Source organism: Rhizobium sp. K33 (assembly GCF_056501445.1).
The window spans coordinates 4,102,721-4,117,953 of the sequence record NZ_CP096478.1 but is presented as its reverse complement, the minus strand read 5'-3'; the positions used below and the strand labels follow the sequence as shown (position 1 = coordinate 4,117,953).

General features: G+C 61.6%; 15 protein-coding genes. 9 read left to right on the top strand and 6 right to left on the bottom strand.

What is annotated here, in order from left to right; genetic code table 11:
• The first annotated feature begins 51 nt into the window (after nucleotides 1–51).
• Nucleotides 52–1,449 carry a nicotinate phosphoribosyltransferase gene (locus M1E12_RS19800; protein WP_479563011.1) on the top strand — a complete coding sequence of 466 codons (1,398 nt, stop codon included), beginning with the start codon at nucleotides 52–54 and terminating at the stop codon, nucleotides 1,447–1,449.
• Here the strand turns inward: M1E12_RS19800 and M1E12_RS19795 are convergent, their stop codons facing one another.
• Nucleotides 1,450–1,701 carry a hypothetical protein gene (locus tag M1E12_RS19795; RefSeq protein WP_113458133.1) on the bottom strand — a complete coding sequence of 84 codons (252 nt, stop codon included), beginning with the start codon at nucleotides 1,699–1,701 and terminating at the stop codon, nucleotides 1,450–1,452.
• 152 nt (nucleotides 1,702–1,853) lie between these two features.
• On the opposite strand from M1E12_RS19795, the gene M1E12_RS19790 reads away from it, so the two are divergent.
• Complete coding sequence (locus M1E12_RS19790) at nucleotides 1,854–2,183, top strand: DUF6665 family protein (protein WP_479563010.1); 330 nt, start codon at nucleotides 1,854–1,856, stop codon at nucleotides 2,181–2,183.
• A gap of 60 nt (nucleotides 2,184–2,243) precedes the next feature.
• On the opposite strand, the gene M1E12_RS19785 is transcribed toward M1E12_RS19790, so the two are convergent.
• Complete coding sequence (locus tag M1E12_RS19785) at nucleotides 2,244–2,867, bottom strand: ribonuclease D (RefSeq protein WP_479563009.1); 624 nt, start codon at nucleotides 2,865–2,867, stop codon at nucleotides 2,244–2,246.
• 574 nt (nucleotides 2,868–3,441) lie between these two features.
• On the opposite strand from M1E12_RS19785, the gene M1E12_RS19780 reads away from it, so the two are divergent.
• Entirely contained in the window at nucleotides 3,442–4,866 is a 1,425-nt protein-coding gene (locus M1E12_RS19780; RefSeq protein WP_479563008.1) for a phosphomannomutase, read from the top strand.
• A gap of 52 nt (nucleotides 4,867–4,918) precedes the next feature.
• Nucleotides 4,919–5,662 carry an SDR family NAD(P)-dependent oxidoreductase gene (locus M1E12_RS19775; RefSeq protein WP_479563007.1) on the top strand — a complete coding sequence of 248 codons (744 nt, stop codon included), beginning with the start codon at nucleotides 4,919–4,921 and terminating at the stop codon, nucleotides 5,660–5,662.
• A gap of 43 nt (nucleotides 5,663–5,705) precedes the next feature.
• On the opposite strand, the gene M1E12_RS19770 is transcribed toward M1E12_RS19775, so the two are convergent.
• Genes M1E12_RS19770 through M1E12_RS19760 form a run of 3 tightly spaced genes read right to left on the bottom strand, consistent with a single transcriptional unit; the run spans nucleotide 5,706 to nucleotide 9,072 of the window.
• On the bottom strand, nucleotides 5,706–6,923 hold the full coding sequence (locus M1E12_RS19770) for a class I SAM-dependent methyltransferase (protein WP_479563006.1): 1,218 nt from the start codon (nucleotides 6,921–6,923) through the stop codon (nucleotides 5,706–5,708).
• Nucleotides 6,920–7,717, bottom strand: coding sequence for a DUF1365 domain-containing protein (locus M1E12_RS19765; RefSeq protein ID WP_479563005.1), 798 nt, complete (start codon nucleotides 7,715–7,717; stop codon nucleotides 6,920–6,922). Before M1E12_RS19765 ends, M1E12_RS19770 begins: the two co-directional genes overlap by 4 nt.
• Nucleotides 7,714–9,072 (bottom strand): NAD(P)/FAD-dependent oxidoreductase, encoded by a 1,359-nt coding sequence (locus M1E12_RS19760; protein WP_479563004.1) that lies wholly within the window; start codon nucleotides 9,070–9,072, stop codon nucleotides 7,714–7,716. Before M1E12_RS19760 ends, M1E12_RS19765 begins: the two co-directional genes overlap by 4 nt.
• 239 nt (nucleotides 9,073–9,311) lie before the next feature.
• On the opposite strand from M1E12_RS19760, the gene M1E12_RS19755 reads away from it, so the two are divergent.
• The 5 genes from M1E12_RS19755 to M1E12_RS19735 are packed head-to-tail and all read left to right on the top strand — an operon-like array spanning nucleotide 9,312 to nucleotide 13,667.
• Nucleotides 9,312–9,881 carry a sigma-70 family RNA polymerase sigma factor gene (locus tag M1E12_RS19755; RefSeq protein WP_113458126.1) on the top strand — a complete coding sequence of 190 codons (570 nt, stop codon included), beginning with the start codon at nucleotides 9,312–9,314 and terminating at the stop codon, nucleotides 9,879–9,881.
• The gene (locus M1E12_RS19750) at nucleotides 9,878–10,555 is read left to right on the top strand and encodes a ChrR family anti-sigma-E factor (protein ID WP_479563003.1); all 678 of its coding nucleotides are present in this window, start codon (nucleotides 9,878–9,880) and stop codon (nucleotides 10,553–10,555) included. Before M1E12_RS19755 ends, M1E12_RS19750 begins: the two co-directional genes overlap by 4 nt.
• Nucleotides 10,556–10,594: 39 nt before the next feature.
• Nucleotides 10,595–10,996, top strand: coding sequence for a DUF2177 family protein (locus M1E12_RS19745; protein ID WP_310239697.1), 402 nt, complete (start codon nucleotides 10,595–10,597; stop codon nucleotides 10,994–10,996).
• A gap of 39 nt (nucleotides 10,997–11,035) precedes the next feature.
• Nucleotides 11,036–12,049, top strand: coding sequence for a ligase-associated DNA damage response exonuclease (locus M1E12_RS19740; RefSeq protein ID WP_479563002.1), 1,014 nt, complete (start codon nucleotides 11,036–11,038; stop codon nucleotides 12,047–12,049).
• 1 nt (nucleotide 12,050) lies between these two features.
• Entirely contained in the window at nucleotides 12,051–13,667 is a 1,617-nt protein-coding gene (locus M1E12_RS19735) for a cisplatin damage response ATP-dependent DNA ligase (protein WP_479563001.1), read from the top strand.
• 4 nt (nucleotides 13,668–13,671) lie between these two features.
• Here the strand turns inward: M1E12_RS19735 and glpK are convergent, their stop codons facing one another.
• A complete protein-coding gene (gene glpK, locus M1E12_RS19730; protein WP_479563000.1) occupies nucleotides 13,672–15,165 on the bottom strand; it encodes a glycerol kinase GlpK in 1,494 nt (497 codons plus the stop codon).
• Nucleotides 15,166–15,233: the final 68 nt, after the last annotated feature.

Here is a 15,233-nt window from a genome sequence, read left to right as displayed (position 1 = left end):
CATGGAGAAGGCGGCAGACCGTCGCCGGATGGAAAAACGACAGGCGCAGGCATGACACGCAATCTTCTCCTGAACACCGACAGCTACAAGCTCGGCGTCTTTCTGCAGTATCCGAAGGACACCCGCGCCGTCAGCGCCTTCGTCACCACGCGTGGCAATTCCTTCCGTCCGGAGGTGATGTTCTTCGGGCTGCAGATGTTCCTGAAGGACTATCTCTCCTCTCCGATCACACGGGGCGACATCGACGAGGCGGAGGACATTGCCTCGGCCCATGGCCAACCCTTCGACCGCGCAGGCTGGGAGCATATCCTGAAGGCGCATGGTGGCTACCTGCCGCTTCGGATCGAAGCCCTTGCCGAGGGCACGGCGATCCGCCGTGGCGTGCCGGTGATGCAGGTGGTGAACACGGATCCGCTGGTGCCGTGGCTGACGTCCTACATGGAAACCGCACTTTTGCGGGCCGTCTGGTATCCCTCCACCGTCGCCACCACGGCTTGGCGCCTGCGGCTGGCGATCCAACCTTTCCTCGACCGCACGACCGACGACCCCGTGGGGCTGCAGCCGAGCCGAATCAGCGACTACGGCTGCCGCAGCACATCGAGCGTCGAGCAGGCGGCGCTTGGGGGCGCAGCCCATCTGGTGCATTTCCAGACGTCGGACTCACTGCCGGCCATCTTGCAGGCGCGACGTGTCTACAAGAACTCCATGCCAGCCCACTCCATCCCGGCGGCGGAGCATGGGACGATTCTTGCCTGGGGGCAGACGCAGGAAGTCGAAGCCTATTCCAACATGATCGACAATTTCGCCGAGGCCGGCGGTTATTCGGTCGTCTCCGACAGCTTCGATCTGCACAACGCCGTCACGGAAATCTGGGGCAAGAAGCTGCAGACCAAGGTTCGCGCCGCGGGCGGCGTTCTCGTCGTGCGCCCCGACAGCGGTGATCCGATCGACACCCCCGTCCAGGTCGTGGCGCAGCTGGCTTACGCTTTCGGCACGCGGCTCAATGGCAAGGGCTTCAAGGTCCTCGACGGCAATGTCCGCGTTCTGCAGGCAGATGGCGTTTCGATCCAGGACATCCAGATGATCCTCGGCCGGCTCGAGGGCATGGGCTTTTCCGCCGAGAACATCGCCTTCGGCATGGGGTCGGGCCTGCTGCACAAGATCAATCGCGACACCATGTCGTTCACGATGCGCACGAGCGCCGTTCAGGATGCGGAAGGAGCGTGGCGGCCCGTCGCACGGCGTCCCAGCAACCCGCAGGAGAAGACGCCTATGGCCGGTCGCGTGGCGGCCATCGCCGACGGCTACGATATCGTGACGGTGCCCCTGGAAGATCTGGGCAGCCGCGAGAACCTGCTGCGGCCCGTCTGGCAGGATGGAGAATTGTTGGTGGACTGGAGCCTGGACGAGATCCGCGAAAGAGCGACGGCGGCCAGCCAGCCGCGCTGATCAGTCGACGAGGCGCATGAAACGCGGGTAGAGACCGGCCTCATCCGAGGGCACCGGAACGCGCTCGCCGAATGCCTCGTCCGAACGGCTGCGTTCATCGACGATGAAGGCGTCCAACCAGTTGGCCGGCGCATAACGTGGGCCTTCCTCTTCGCTTTCGTCTGTATCGACAGGGATTTCGATCAGGTCGAGGTCATAGGTGGATGGATTACGCGATACCGAGTCAAGGAGGTTCCTGGTTGCTTCCGTCATGGTCGCCTGATCAACGCCTTTATGAAAACGGGTGACTTGAAAAGCCCGTTTCGCTACCGATTTGTCTGGGAGCGATGATGCGAAGTCTCGGTTAATGAAACCTTGGCAGATATCGCGTCGTGTTCACCAATTCTCATCGATGAGATGTAGGGATGAGTTTCAGACCTCCGGCTTCACTGCTGTCTCCGTCTGCGAAAGACATGATGAGCCCGCTCGAAATCGAGCTTGCCGGGGAAAAGGCCGATGCCCTGGCGAGGGCAGGCCGAAAACTCGAGGAGGCTCTTCTTCGTCTGGAGGCGGCACGCGATGAAGACGGAGCTTTACGCGATCCCCTTATCGATTCTGCCGCCGATGCCGTCTTCGGGCTGACGATCCAGCGCGAGCTTTGCGGGCTGCGCAATCAGACGGACATGGTCCGCCGGTATCAGATTCCGAAAGAGGTGATGGCGCGTGTCGGCATCACGAGAAAGAGCCAGGACTAACGGCAGATCGTTCTAATTTTCGTCGCGGTACCAATACGGTGCGGAGGCACAGTCGCCGGCTCAGCTATGGGCGAAGATGTCGGTCTCTTCCCAGCCCAGTAAGTCCAGCTTCGCGCGGGTGGGCAGGAACTGGAAACAGGCCTCAGCGTGCTCCAGCCGTCCATCCCGCACGAGACGGTGCATGAGCTTGTCGCGCAGGGCATGCAGGTAAAGCACATCGGAAGCTGCGTACTCGAGCTGCGCCTGGCTCAAGGTCTCGGCAGCCCAATCTGAAGACTGCTGCGCCTTGGAGATATCGATCTCCAGCATCTCCTTCAGATTGTCCTTCAGCCCGTGTCTGTCGGTATAAGTCCGCGTCAATCGCGAGGCGATCTTCGTGCAGAAGACGTTCGTCGTGGTGACGCCGAAGGTCTGGAAGAGGACGGCGATGTCGAACCGACCATAATGAAAGATCTTCGTCCGCGCGCCGTCAGAGAGCATAGCCTCAAGATTGGGGGCTTCGGTCTGGCCGGCGCGGATGCGAATGACATCGGCCGTGCCATCGCCCGGCGAGAGTTGAACCACGCAGAGCCGGTCGCGGCGCGGGACGAGACCCAGCGTTTCCGTATCGATTGCGATTGCATCTGTATAACGGGCGGCGTCCTCGGCGGAGATATCCTCTTCGTGGTAGCGAATCTTGCTCATCTCGGCCTCCGGCACTTTCTGATCGTTCCAGCCCCTATAACCGAATGATCTCAGCAAAACCACCTGCGACCGCGGAACGGCAACTTCTCTGCCTTTCTGGCGCCAGAGATCACAGCCCTGTGATTGATGCATGCAAAGAACACGGGCAGCTGCTCAAGTTGATTAAATGCTGATCAAACGCGCTTCGAGGCTCCCGGAAACGCGCGAAAACGAAGGCTTTCGGCGGATGTTTTCGGTTCATTGGAAAGCGCGAAGGCATGAAACCGAACGAGCCATGCATCAAACGCACTGCTGCGTTGCAACAACGATGATTGGCAGGTCAAAGCGATATGAATATAACCAAAGCATCGAAGCGGCGCACTCCTCCTCCCAGTGCCGCTCGGTAGGATCGGCAATACTCCTCCTCCTCCCAATTGCCGATCAAGTTTAAGAGCCTGGCGCATCCTCCTCCCGCGCCAGGCTCTTTGCATTTTCAGCTCCCTTTATCCTAGACGCCCCTCCAACGCTTCTGCTTGATGCAGGCGGACGTCGGCCCATATAAGGCCCTTTGATCAAGGATAATCAGGAGGCTTGCATGTCGGTGAAGTTTGGAACGAGTGGCTTGAGAGGATTGTCGACGGATCTGGTCGGCTCCGTCTCTGCGCTGTACTCTACCGCCTTCGCCCGCCACATGCTGGACAGTGGCGCTCTGCAGCCCGGATCGCCTGTGGTCATTGCCCGCGACTTCCGCCCATCCAGCCCGGAGATTGCCGGCACCATCATGGCCGCTATCAAGCGCCTCGGCCTTCAGCCAATCGATTGCGGCACGATACCGACGCCTGCTCTTGCTCTTTATGGCGCATCGATCGGCGCGGCGGGTATCATGGTGACGGGATCGCATATCCCGGCAGACCGCAACGGCATCAAGTTCTATCGCCCCGACGGCGAGGTCAACAAGAGCGACGAAGAGGCCATTACGCGCCTCGCGCGCGAACTGGCCGACGATGCCGAAGCCAACAGGGTCGAGGCCGGGTCAGCGGAAAACCGCGAAGCCGAGGCGACCAAACTGTTCGTGGACCGCAATCTCGGCATCCAAGCGGCCGACGCTCTCAAAGGGAAACGGATCGGCATCTACCAGCACAGCTCCGTCGCCCGCGACATGCTGGTCACGGTCTTTGAGCATTGCGGTGCGACCGTCTTTCCGCTGGGACGTTCCGAGCAGTTCATCCCCGTGGATACCGAAGCCGTCTCGCCGGATACCGTTTCGCAGCTCGCACGCTGGGCGGACGAACTGGCGCTGGATGCCCTTCTGTCCACCGATGGCGATGGCGACCGGCCCCTGGTGGCCGATGAACGGGGGACGCCGCTACGCGGCGACCTCCTCGGTCTGATCGCCGCCCGGTTCCTCAAGGCCGGCGTGGTCGCAACACCCGTGACTTCGAATTCCGGCCTCGAGCAGGACGGCAGTTTCACCGTTCATCGCACCCGTGTTGGCTCACCCTTCGTCATTGCGGCGATGGAGGACGCGCTGGCGGAGGGGAAAAACGGTGTGATCGGTTTCGAGGCAAACGGCGGCCTGATGCTGGGATCGGACTTCGAAATTTCCGGCAAGAGAATTGCCGCGCTTCCGACGCGAGACAGTTTTCTGCCGGCACTTGCCGCACTCGGGACGGCAGCACAGAGAGGCGTAACCCTTTCGGCGCTCGTTGAAGACTTCAGTCTGCCAATCGCGCTCAGCGATCGCCTGGAAAACTATGCAAGCGAGCGCAGCACGGCGCTGATGGCCGAACTCAAGGGATCGCGGGAGACGCTGGATGGCTTCCTTGCTCCGCTGGGGACCGTCCAGAGCGTCAGCGAGATCGACGGGCTGAGGGTGACGTTGAGCGATGGCCGCGTCATCCATTTCCGCCCGTCCGGCAATGCGCCGGAGATGCGCTGCTATGTCGAAGCGGCCGACAAGGACAAGGCCGAATCGCTTCTGAAACAGGGGCTTTCCCTCCTGCGCGCGTGGTCCGCATAAACCGGGTCTGATTTGGCAGCGTATTGGTCATGATAGAAAACAAGAGGATATCATGACCAAAATCGCATGGATTACCGGGGCAAGCTCCGGCATCGGGAAAGCATTGGTAGAGCGTCTGCTGCGAGATGGATACCGGGTCGCGGTCAGCGCGCGGAGCGCAGATGCCCTTGCCGAACTCGCTTCGAACCATCCCGGCAAGATCGGCGTCTATCCCCTCGACGTGACGGACCCCGCGGCCGTGAAGCAGGTCTTCGCCGCGGTCGAAAGCGACATGGGACCGGTGGATCTCGCCGTTTTCGCAGCCGGGTCCTACACGCGCGATTACGCGAAGGATTTCGACAGCGCCCGCACCCGGCAGATGTTCGAGCTCAACGTGCTCGGCACGGCGTCATGCCTCGAAACCGTCATGCCCGCGATGACGGCGCGGCGCAGCGGCCATATTGCGGTGGTGGCCTCGGTCTCCGGTTATGTCGGCCTTCCCGGCGCGGCAACTTATGGAGCGACCAAGGCCGCTCTCAACGTGATGTGCGAAGCGCTTTATCCGGAGCTCGAACGGTCCGGGGTGAAGATCACCATCATCAATCCAGGCTTCGTCGACACGCCGTTGACCAAGAAGAACGACTTCCCGATGCCCTTCCTCGTCTCGTCGGAAGAAGCGGCGGACACGATCGCCAAGGGGCTGGCCAAGGGCAAATTCGAGATCATCTTCCCCTGGAAGATGGCAGTTGCCATCCGGCTTCTGCACGCCCTGCCCCACTCGCTCCGCTTCGCGCTCACGCGCAAGATGCTCCGCTGACCGTTCAACAGCCAGTGGCGCCTTCCTGAGATGGGAAAATTGTTCAGGCTGGCTTGTCCAGCCTGAACTGCACGACGTCGATGCGTCCGAAACGGAAGCCGACCGCGCAGTAATGCAGATAAAGCCGCCACATGCGGTAGAAGCGGCGGTCAAAACCCAAGGGCTCGATCTTCTGCCAGTTAGCGGTGAAGGCGTGGTCCCAGGCGATCAGGGTGCGATCATAATCGCGGCCGAAGCGGAAACGGTCGCCGATCTCCAGACCAGCAGCTTTCGCATCCCGTTCGAAGACCGTGACGGACGGCAGCATGCCACCCGGGAAAATATAGGTCTGGATGAAATCCGCGCTGCGGCGATAATAATCGAAGCGGCTCTCGTCGATGGTGATCGTCTGGATCAGCGCCTTGCCGCCCTTTACCAGCCGCTCCTGAACAGCCTTGAAATAGATCGGCCAGTTTTCCTCGCCCACAGCCTCGAACATCTCGATCGAGACGATCTTGTCGTAGTGCCCGCGGCAGTCGCGATAATCCTCCAGGCGGATATCCACCCGGTCGGCGTAGCCTGCCTTTTCGAGGCGGTCGCGCGCGAATTTCGCCTGTTCGGTGGAAAGTGTGAGGCCGGTGACGCGGCAACCGGTCTTGCGGATCGCGTGCTCGGCAAAGCCGCCCCAGCCGCAGCCGATCTCCAGGACATGATCGTCCGGGCCGATCTGCAACTCCTCGACGATGCGGGCATATTTTGCCTCCTGCGCATCGGCGAGCGTCATGCCCGGCGCGCTGTAGAGCGCGGAAGAATAGGTCATCGTCTGGTCGAGCCAGAGGCCATAAAAGGCATTACCGAGGTCGTAGTGATAGGCGATATTCCGGCGGCTGCCTTTTTTCGAGTTGCGGCGTAACTTGTGCCGCAGGCGGGCCAGCGTCTTGAAGATCGAGGAGGATGCCAGCACCCGACCGAGCTGGGGCTCGTTGGCCAGTGCAAGCTCCAGCACCGCGCCGATATCGGGAGAATCCAGATCGCCATCGATGAAGGACGAGGCGAAGCCAAGAGTGCCGCTGGTGAGGATGCGCACAACCGGGCTTGCATTGCGAACGCAAAGGACGGCATTGGGACCGGGCGTGGCTCCGATCGCCACGTGTTCGCCATAGCCTTCGAATTGCAGGGTCAGGCGACCGACGGCAATGCGATCGGCCCAGCGGCACATCATACGCTGCCAGAATGTGAGAGGGCTAACGACAGGGTGCATTTCCTGTTCAGCATGACTCATGACTTGTTCATCCCATTCTGCACAACGATCGTGGACGCAATTTTCGATGCTGCGGGCTTGTGTCGATAGACAGGCACGCCCTTCCACCAGAGCTTCAGCGCCTCCCAGTGAATGCCCCCCATCACCTTGAGCGTCATCAAGGGATATTTCAGCAACATGATCAATAGGCCGGTATCCGACAAGGGGCGCCGTGCGCCCGAAAAGCTGGCGAAGAGGAGCGGCCCGTCGGGGTCGCTTTCGCCGATGTTGATGGCGACGTTTTCATCCGGCGGGCTGATGCGGAAATTGTATTCGCAGTTCATCGGCATGAAGGGCGAGACATACATTTCCTTGGCGCAGCGATGGCGCAGGATCTCGCCCGCCGTCTCTCCTTCGACCGGGATAACGTAGGTGTGGCGCTCGTTGAACGTATTGCACACTTCGTAGAGAACCGCCGCGAGGCCGCCCTCGGCGCGGTAGCAGAAGTAGACGGTGAGCGGGTTGAAAACATAGCCGAAGATCCTGGGATAGCAGAGCATGCGGATCTTCCAGCCGTCACCCTCCAGACCTGCGGCGCTCAAACGCTCGTGGACCCAGTTGCGCAGGTCCCCTCGACGACCGTTCCCATGGTCTGCGTCGTGGACCGAGTAGAGGGCGCCCTTGTTATAGCCGAAGAGGCGCAAGCGCTCGTTCAGCTCATCGATCTCGTCGAGATCGATCAGCAGCGAGAAGACGCTGTAGCGGAGGCTGTGTTTCTTGGGTCGGCTGCGGACATGCAGCACATGCCCGGCATAGACGGCGGAGCGCAATGTCATTCCGCCGCCTCGAGTTGGCGACTGATGACGATGCGACCGGACTCGTTTTCGACCGACCAGGGACGGCGCACGCCGCCGAGGGCTTCGGCGACGGCAAGGCCCGCCTGCAGCCCATCCTCATGGAAGCCACTGCCGAAATAGGCGCCGCAATACCACGTGTTGCGGCGGCCCTGAAGCTGCCAGATGCGGCGCTGGGCGCGGATGGCCGCAACGTCGAAAAGCGGATGTTCGTAGTTGAAGGTCTGGATGACCTTTGTGGGGTCGATCGGACGGCACGGATTGAGCGTGACGAAAAGAGGGGTCGCCGGATCGAGCGACTGCAGCTTGTTCATCCAGTAGGTGACGCAAAGGGTTTCACTGGCATCGGCCTGCTTTTCGGCGACGTAATTCCAGCTCGACCAGACAGCCTTGCGCTTCGGCATGAGATTTTCGTCGGAATGCAGGACGGCCAGATTGGGCGTGTACTGGAAGGATTCCAGCACGTCGATCTCGTCCTGATCGGCATCCTCCAGGAGATCGATGCTCTGGTTTGCGTGGGTGGCGAGCACGACATCGTCGAAGGCTTCCACGGCGCCATGAATATCGGTGACTTCGACGCCTGCAATGCCACGGCGAACACCCGTCACGGCCGTACCGAGCCGGACTTCACCGGTAAAATCCGCGAGAATCCGCGCAACATATTCGCGGCTGCCGCCCTTGACCGTTCGCCACTGGGGGCGGTTCTTCAGGACCAGCAGCCCGTGATTGGCGAAAAACCGAATGAAGGCGTGCAGGGGATAAAGCCGCATTTCCGAGGCGGTCGTCGACCAGATGGCCGCGCCCATCGGAAGCAGATGATCGTCCACGAAGGAGGGCGCATAGTCGGCCGATGCCAGATAGTCGCCAAGGGAAACGCCCTCGAGTTCCGGGCGCTCGAGCAGACCGGGAGCTTCCTTGTAGAAGCGGAGGATGTCTCTCACCATCCGCCAGAATCGCGGGCGAAGGATGTTCGACCTCTGGCCCAGGAGACCCGAGAGACCGGAGCCAGAATATTCGAAGGTCCCTCCCCCCAGCGAGGCGGCAAAGGACATGTTCGAGGCAAGCGTCGGCACATCGAGATGTTCGAAGAGCTTCACCAGATTGGGGTAATTGCGGTCGTTATAGACGATGAACCCGGTGTCGACCGGAATGTCCTTCTTCGCACCCGGCGCCAGCACGGTGTTGGAGTGACCGCCGGGCCGGTTCTCGGTTTCGTAGAGAACGACATCGGTGCTTTTCGACAGGAGCCAGGCGCAGGACAGACCCGAAATTCCCGAACCGATGACCGCGATCCTGCGTTTACCGCCGGATGCGGCCTTCGTGATACCAGTGCTCATTACCCGCCCTTTGCCAATCGTGTCGCTGATGCATATGCCATGATTACGCACGGTTTTTCGCAATGGATCGATCACCACGAATAAATTCACGTGCAGTGATCCAGCAGAAGTGAGGCGGCGTAGACGGCTTCATGATGAACGCGATACACATCTCGGCAGATGCGTGCCAGAATGACCCCGGGCGGATAGCGCGGCAACAGGTCGTTGCGCCGCTCAAACGAGGGAAAAAAAGCGTATCGATGACCGAGTCTGTGAAAGAACTGGACCAGCGAAATCTCTCGCAATTGCTGGCCGCCGTTGGCCGTGATCGCGATATCGAAGCCTTCGAAGAGCTCTTCAAATACTACGGCCCAAAGGTACGTGCATATATGGCCAAGCTCGCCCGCGATGGGCAGGCGGCCGAAGAGTTGATGCAGGAGACCATGCTCGCCGTCTGGAACAAGGCGGAGCAATTCGACCCGACGCGCGGGAATGTCTCCAGCTGGATCTTCACCATCGCTCGCAATCAGCGCATCGACGCGTTTCGCCGCGAAAGGCGCCCGGCCTTCGACCCGTCCGACCCGGCATTCGTGCCAGACGACGTGCCGCCGGCCGATGTCGAATTCGAAGGCAGGCAGGAGGCAGACCGTCTTCGCCGCGCCATGGAAACCTTACCACCCGAACAGCTCGAACTCCTCAAAATGTCATTCTACAGAGAAGCATCCCACAGCACGATCGCAGCCGAACTCGGTCTGCCCATGGGAACCGTCAAGTCGCGCATCCGCCTCGCTTTCGCAAAGCTGCGCGCAGCATTGGAGGAGCGGGCATGACGCTCCACGTTCAACACCATATCAGCGACGAGCTGCTGCTCGATTACGCCACCGGCAATCTTGCCGAAGGCTGGAGCATTGCCGTTGCCACGCATCTGGCGCTTTGCCCGGCCTGCCGCGACCGGCTGTCCTTCATGGAGCACACCGGCGGGCAGATCCTCGAGGCGACCGAAGTGGTGGCCGAAGAGACCTCATCTGCTGACAGCTGGTCGGCGATGAAGGCGAAGCTGAAGGCGCAAGGCTCTTCACGTACGGCCACGGCGAAGCCTGTCGCAACCCCAGCGGACGTACCGGTCCTGCCCGAGCCTTTGCGCTCCTATGTCGGCGGCGACGTCGACGCCTTGAAGTGGAAGTCGCTCGGCCGTGGTGCCTATCACATTCCGATCAAGACAGGTGACGCCGAAAGCCAGGTTCGCCTGTTGAAGATTCCGGCCGGCAAGCCGGTGCCCGAGCATTCGCATGGCGGGCGCGAGCTCACACTGGTGCTCAAGGGAGCCTTCACCGATGGTGAAACCGTGTTCAAGCGCGGCGACCTCGAAGAAGCGGATGAAACGCTGACGCACCAGCCGGTCGCGACGCCGGAGGAAGATTGCATCTGTCTTGCCGTGACCGATGCGCCTTTGAAGTTCAAGAGCTTCCTGGTCCGTCTGGTCCAGCCGGTTCTCGGTATCTGATTGAAGGCCGGGCGTGTGCCCGGCCGTGGGGGAAGACATATGCCTTACGTGATCGCCTACATCTCGACGGCTGTCGTCTTCTTTGCCCTCGACTATCTCTGGCTCACCCGGATCGCGATTGGTTTTTACCGCGAGCAGATCGGCAGCCTCATGCTGGCGTCGCCGAACTTCGCCGCAGCGGGGGTCTTCTATCTCTTCTACGTGGTCGGCGTCGTGTATTTCGCGGTGATGCCGGCGGTCTCGGCAGGCAGCCTGGTGACCGCGCTGATCAATGGGGCCCTGCTCGGACTGCTCGCCTATGGCACCTATGACATGACGAACCTCGCCACGCTGAAGGGCTGGTCGCTGCAGATGAGCCTGGTCGACATGGCCTGGGGCGCGTTCCTCACGGCAACCGCTGCGGCTGCGGGCTATCTGGCCGTCTCGCGCTTTGCGCAGTGAGTGCTGGAAGGCACGACCTGACCGCCCTATGTTTTCGGCATGATCAAGCCGGACCTTCTTCTCCATCCGACACCCGGTGGGCTCTATTGCCCGCTGGGTGATTTTTTTGTCGATCCGGTCCGGCCCGTCAACCGGGCACTGATAACCCATGGCCATTCGGATCATGCGCGCTCAGGTCATGCCCATGTGCTCGCCACCCGTCAGACGCTCGACATCATGGCGATCCGCTATGGCGAGGACTTCTGCGGCACATCGCAAGGTGCCGACTTCGGGCAAACCATCTCCGTCAATGGCGTCACGGTCCGATTTCATCCGGCGGGCCATGTGCTGGGGTCCGCCCAGATCGAGATCGAGGCGCAAGGGACGCGCATCGTCGTCTCCGGCGACTACAAGCGCGGGGCGGATCCGACCTGCGCGAGTTTCGAGCCCGTCCCTTGCGACGTCTTCATCACCGAGGCCACCTTCGGGCTGCCCGTCTTTCATCATCCGGAGCCACGGCGCGAGATCGAAAAGCTTCTGAGATCACTCCAGCAGTTTCCCGAGCGCAGCCACCTCATCGGCGCCTATGCGCTGGGGAAGGCGCAGCGGGTGATCTCGCTGATCCGGCGTGGCGGTTACGAGAAGCCGATCTATATTCACGGCTCCATGGCGCGGCTCTGCGACTATTATAGCGAACAGGGCGTTGAGCTGGGTGAGCTGAGACCCGCAACCACCGAGGACAAGAAGTCCGGCGCGCTGAAAGGGGCCGTGATCATCGGGCCGCCTTCGGCCTTCAATGATCGCTGGGCGCGGCGCTTCGAGGACCCGTTGGCGATCTTTGCCTCGGGATGGATGATGGTGCGTCAGCGGGCAAAGCAGCGCGGGGTCGAACTGCCGCTCGTCATTTCCGACCATTGCGACTGGCCGGAGCTTCTCGACACGATCCGCGAAGTCGGCCCTCAGGAGGTCTGGGTGACGCATGGGCGCGAGGAAGCCCTCGTGCGCTGGTGCGAACTTACAGGCATCAAGGCGCGGCCGCTGCATCTGGTCGGCTACGAAGACGAGGGCGACTGAGATGAAGGCCTTTGCCCGCCTGCTCGACCGCCTCGTTCTGACGCCCAGCCGCAATGGCAAGCTGACACTGCTCGTCGACTACTTCCGCGATACCGCCGACCCGGACCGCGGTTATGCGCTAGCAGCCCTTACCGACGGGCTGGACATCAAGGGCGTAAAGCCGGCGCTCCTGAAGGAGCTGGTGCTGGAGCGGATGGATCCGGTCCTGTTCCAGTATTCCTATGACTATGTCGGTGATCTTGCTGAGACGATCTCGCTGGTCTGGGAGCCGCAGGCGCCGGAGGCGGAGAGCGATCAGGATCTCGAAAGCCTTTCCAAGATCGTTGAGCGGCTGCAACGCCTCGGTCGAAACGAGACGCGCGCGGTCATGCGCGATCTCTTCGACCGGCTCGACACTTCGGAGCGGTTTGCGCTGATCAAGCTCGTGACCGGGGGATTGAGGATCGGGGTCTCGGCGCGCCTCGCCAAGCAGGCGCTCGCCCTTTATGGCGACAAGGATGTCGTCGACATCGAGGGGCTCTGGCACGGGTTGAAGCCGCCTTATACCGAGCTGTTCGCCTGGCTGGAGGACAAGGTCGACAAGCCTGTCCTGTCGACGCCGGCGATCTTCCATTCGGTGATGCTCTCGACGCCGATCGAGGATAAGGATCTTCCCAATCTCGATCCGCAAGACTTCGCTGCGGAATGGAAGTGGGACGGAATCCGCGTACAGCTCTCCTGCTCCGGGGGAAAAAGCCGGCTTTATTCCCGCTCGGGCGACGAGATCTCGGGAGCCTTCCCCGATGTAATCGAGGCCGCGCAGTTCGATGGCGTGATCGACGGCGAGCTTCTGGTGGGTGGCACGTCGCGGACGAATGCACCGACGCGCACCTTTTCCGACCTCCAGCAGCGGCTCAATCGCAAGACGGTTACGGCGAAGATGCTGGATGACTATCCGGTCTTCATCCGCGCCTACGACATTCTGTTCGATGGCGATCTGGATGTGCGACCGGAAACCTTTTTGGCGAGACGCAAGCGGCTCAGCGCTCTCGTCGATCAGCTGGAACCGCGCCGTTTCGATCTTTCGCCGCTCGTGCCCTTTTCGACCTGGGAGGAGCTCGAGAAGCTTCGCGCCGCCCCACCCGACCCGGTGATCGAAGGCGTTATGCTGAAGCGGCTGGACAGCAGCTATCAGGCCGGACGCGCCAAGGGACCGTGGTTCAAGTGGAAACGCGACCCGATGAATGCTGACGCCGTGCTGATGTATGCGCAGCGCGGGCATGGCAAACGCTCCAGCTACTATTCGGACTTCACCTTTGGGGTCTGGACGGCCATTCCCGGCGAAGGGGATGTTCTGGTGCCGGTCGGCAAGGCCTATTTCGGCTTTACCGACGAGGAGCTGGAGGTGCTCGATCGCTTCGTGCGCAACAACACGGTTGACCGTTACGGCCCGGTGCGGGCGCTGCGCGCCGAGCCGGAGCACGGGTTCGTCGTGGAGGTGGCTTTCGAGGGAATTGCGCGGTCGACGCGGCACAAGTCAGGTGTCGCGATGCGGTTTCCCCGCATCGCTCGCCTGCGTCAGGACAAGCTGCCCAAGGATGCCGACCGGCTGGAGACTCTGGTCTCGCTGATCGACTGAGCGCTCAGCGCGTCGTCAGGCAGCGGGAAACACTGTCCTGCCAGCCGGCGATCGCTGCCTCGCGTTCGCCGGCGTCCATGCCGGGTTCAAAACGGCGGTCGCGCTTCCAGGTGGCGGCAAAGCCCTTCTGGTCGGGCCAGAGGCCGGCGCGGGAGCCGGCAAGCCAGGCTGCACCGAGAACGGTGGTTTCCAGCACGACGGGACGATCCACCGGGGCCGCCAGAATGTCGGCCAAACGCTGCATCGTCCAGTCGGAGGCGACCATGCCGCCGTCGACGCGAAGCACCGTCTTCGAGGCGCTGCCGTTCCAGTCCTTCTTCATCGCCTCCAGCAAGTCATGGGTCTGGTAGGCGACGCTTTCGAGCACGGCGCGGGCAAATTCGGCCGGGCCAGTGCCACGGGTCAGGCCGAAGATCGCACCACGCGCATCGGCATCCCAATGGGGTGCGCCGAGACCGGTGAAGGCAGGCACGAGATAGACGCGCTGATGGGGATCGGCCTTGCTGGCGAGCGCATCCGTTTCCGAAGCGACCTTCACGAAGCCCATCTGGTCGCGGAGCCACTGGACGGCGGCGCCGGCGATGAAGATCGAGCCTTCAAGCGCATAGGTCGTCTCGCCGTTCATGCGGTAGGCGATCGTCGTCAGCAGGCGGTTCGAGGAGGCGACGCGATCCGGGCCGGTGTTCAGCAGCGCAAAGCAGCCCGTGCCATAGGTCGACTTCATCATGCCCGGCTCGAAACACGCATTGCCGATCACGGCCGCCTGCTGATCACCGGCGACGCCGAGGATCGGGATTTCCGCGCCAAGGACTGCCGCATCCGTGATGCCGAAATCGTCGGCGCAATCCTTGACCTCCGGCAGCATGGCGCGCGGGATCTCGAGGATCGAGAGGAGTTCATCGTCGAAGCGGTTTTCGCCGATGTCATAGATTAGGGTACGCGAGGCATTGGTCGCGTCGGTCGCATGAACCTTGCCGCCGGTCAGCTTGTAGATGAGCCAGCTATCGACCGTACCGAAGCAGATCTCGCCCTTTTCGGCGCGCGCCTGCAAGTCGTCCACATTCTTCAGGAGCCAGGAGAGCTTGGTGCCTGAAAAATAGGGATCGAGCAGCAGGCCGGTCTTTTGCGTGAAGAGCGGCTCCAGCCCCTTCTGCTTGAGTTCATCGCAGAAGCGGGCGGTGCGGCGGTCCTGCCAGACGATGGCGCGGTGGACGGGTTTGCCGCTCTGGCGATCCCAGACCACCACGGTTTCACGCTGGTTGGTGATGCCGATGGCGGTGATTTCGACAATCGTGATCTTGGCGGCGGAGAGCGCCTTTTCGATGGTTGCCAGAACACTCTGCCAGATCTCGTCCGCATCATGCTCGACCCATCCGGAATCCGGAAAATGCTGGGTGAACTCCTGCTGGGCGACGCCGACGATATGCATCTCGTGATCGAAGATCATCGAGCGCGTCGAGGTCGTTCCTTGGTCGATGGCCAGAATGTAACCGCTCATCAGGCTCAAACTCCTTATGTGAAGAAGCCGGGGCGTAGATTTCGCCCCGGCGGTTGTCAATGATCAGA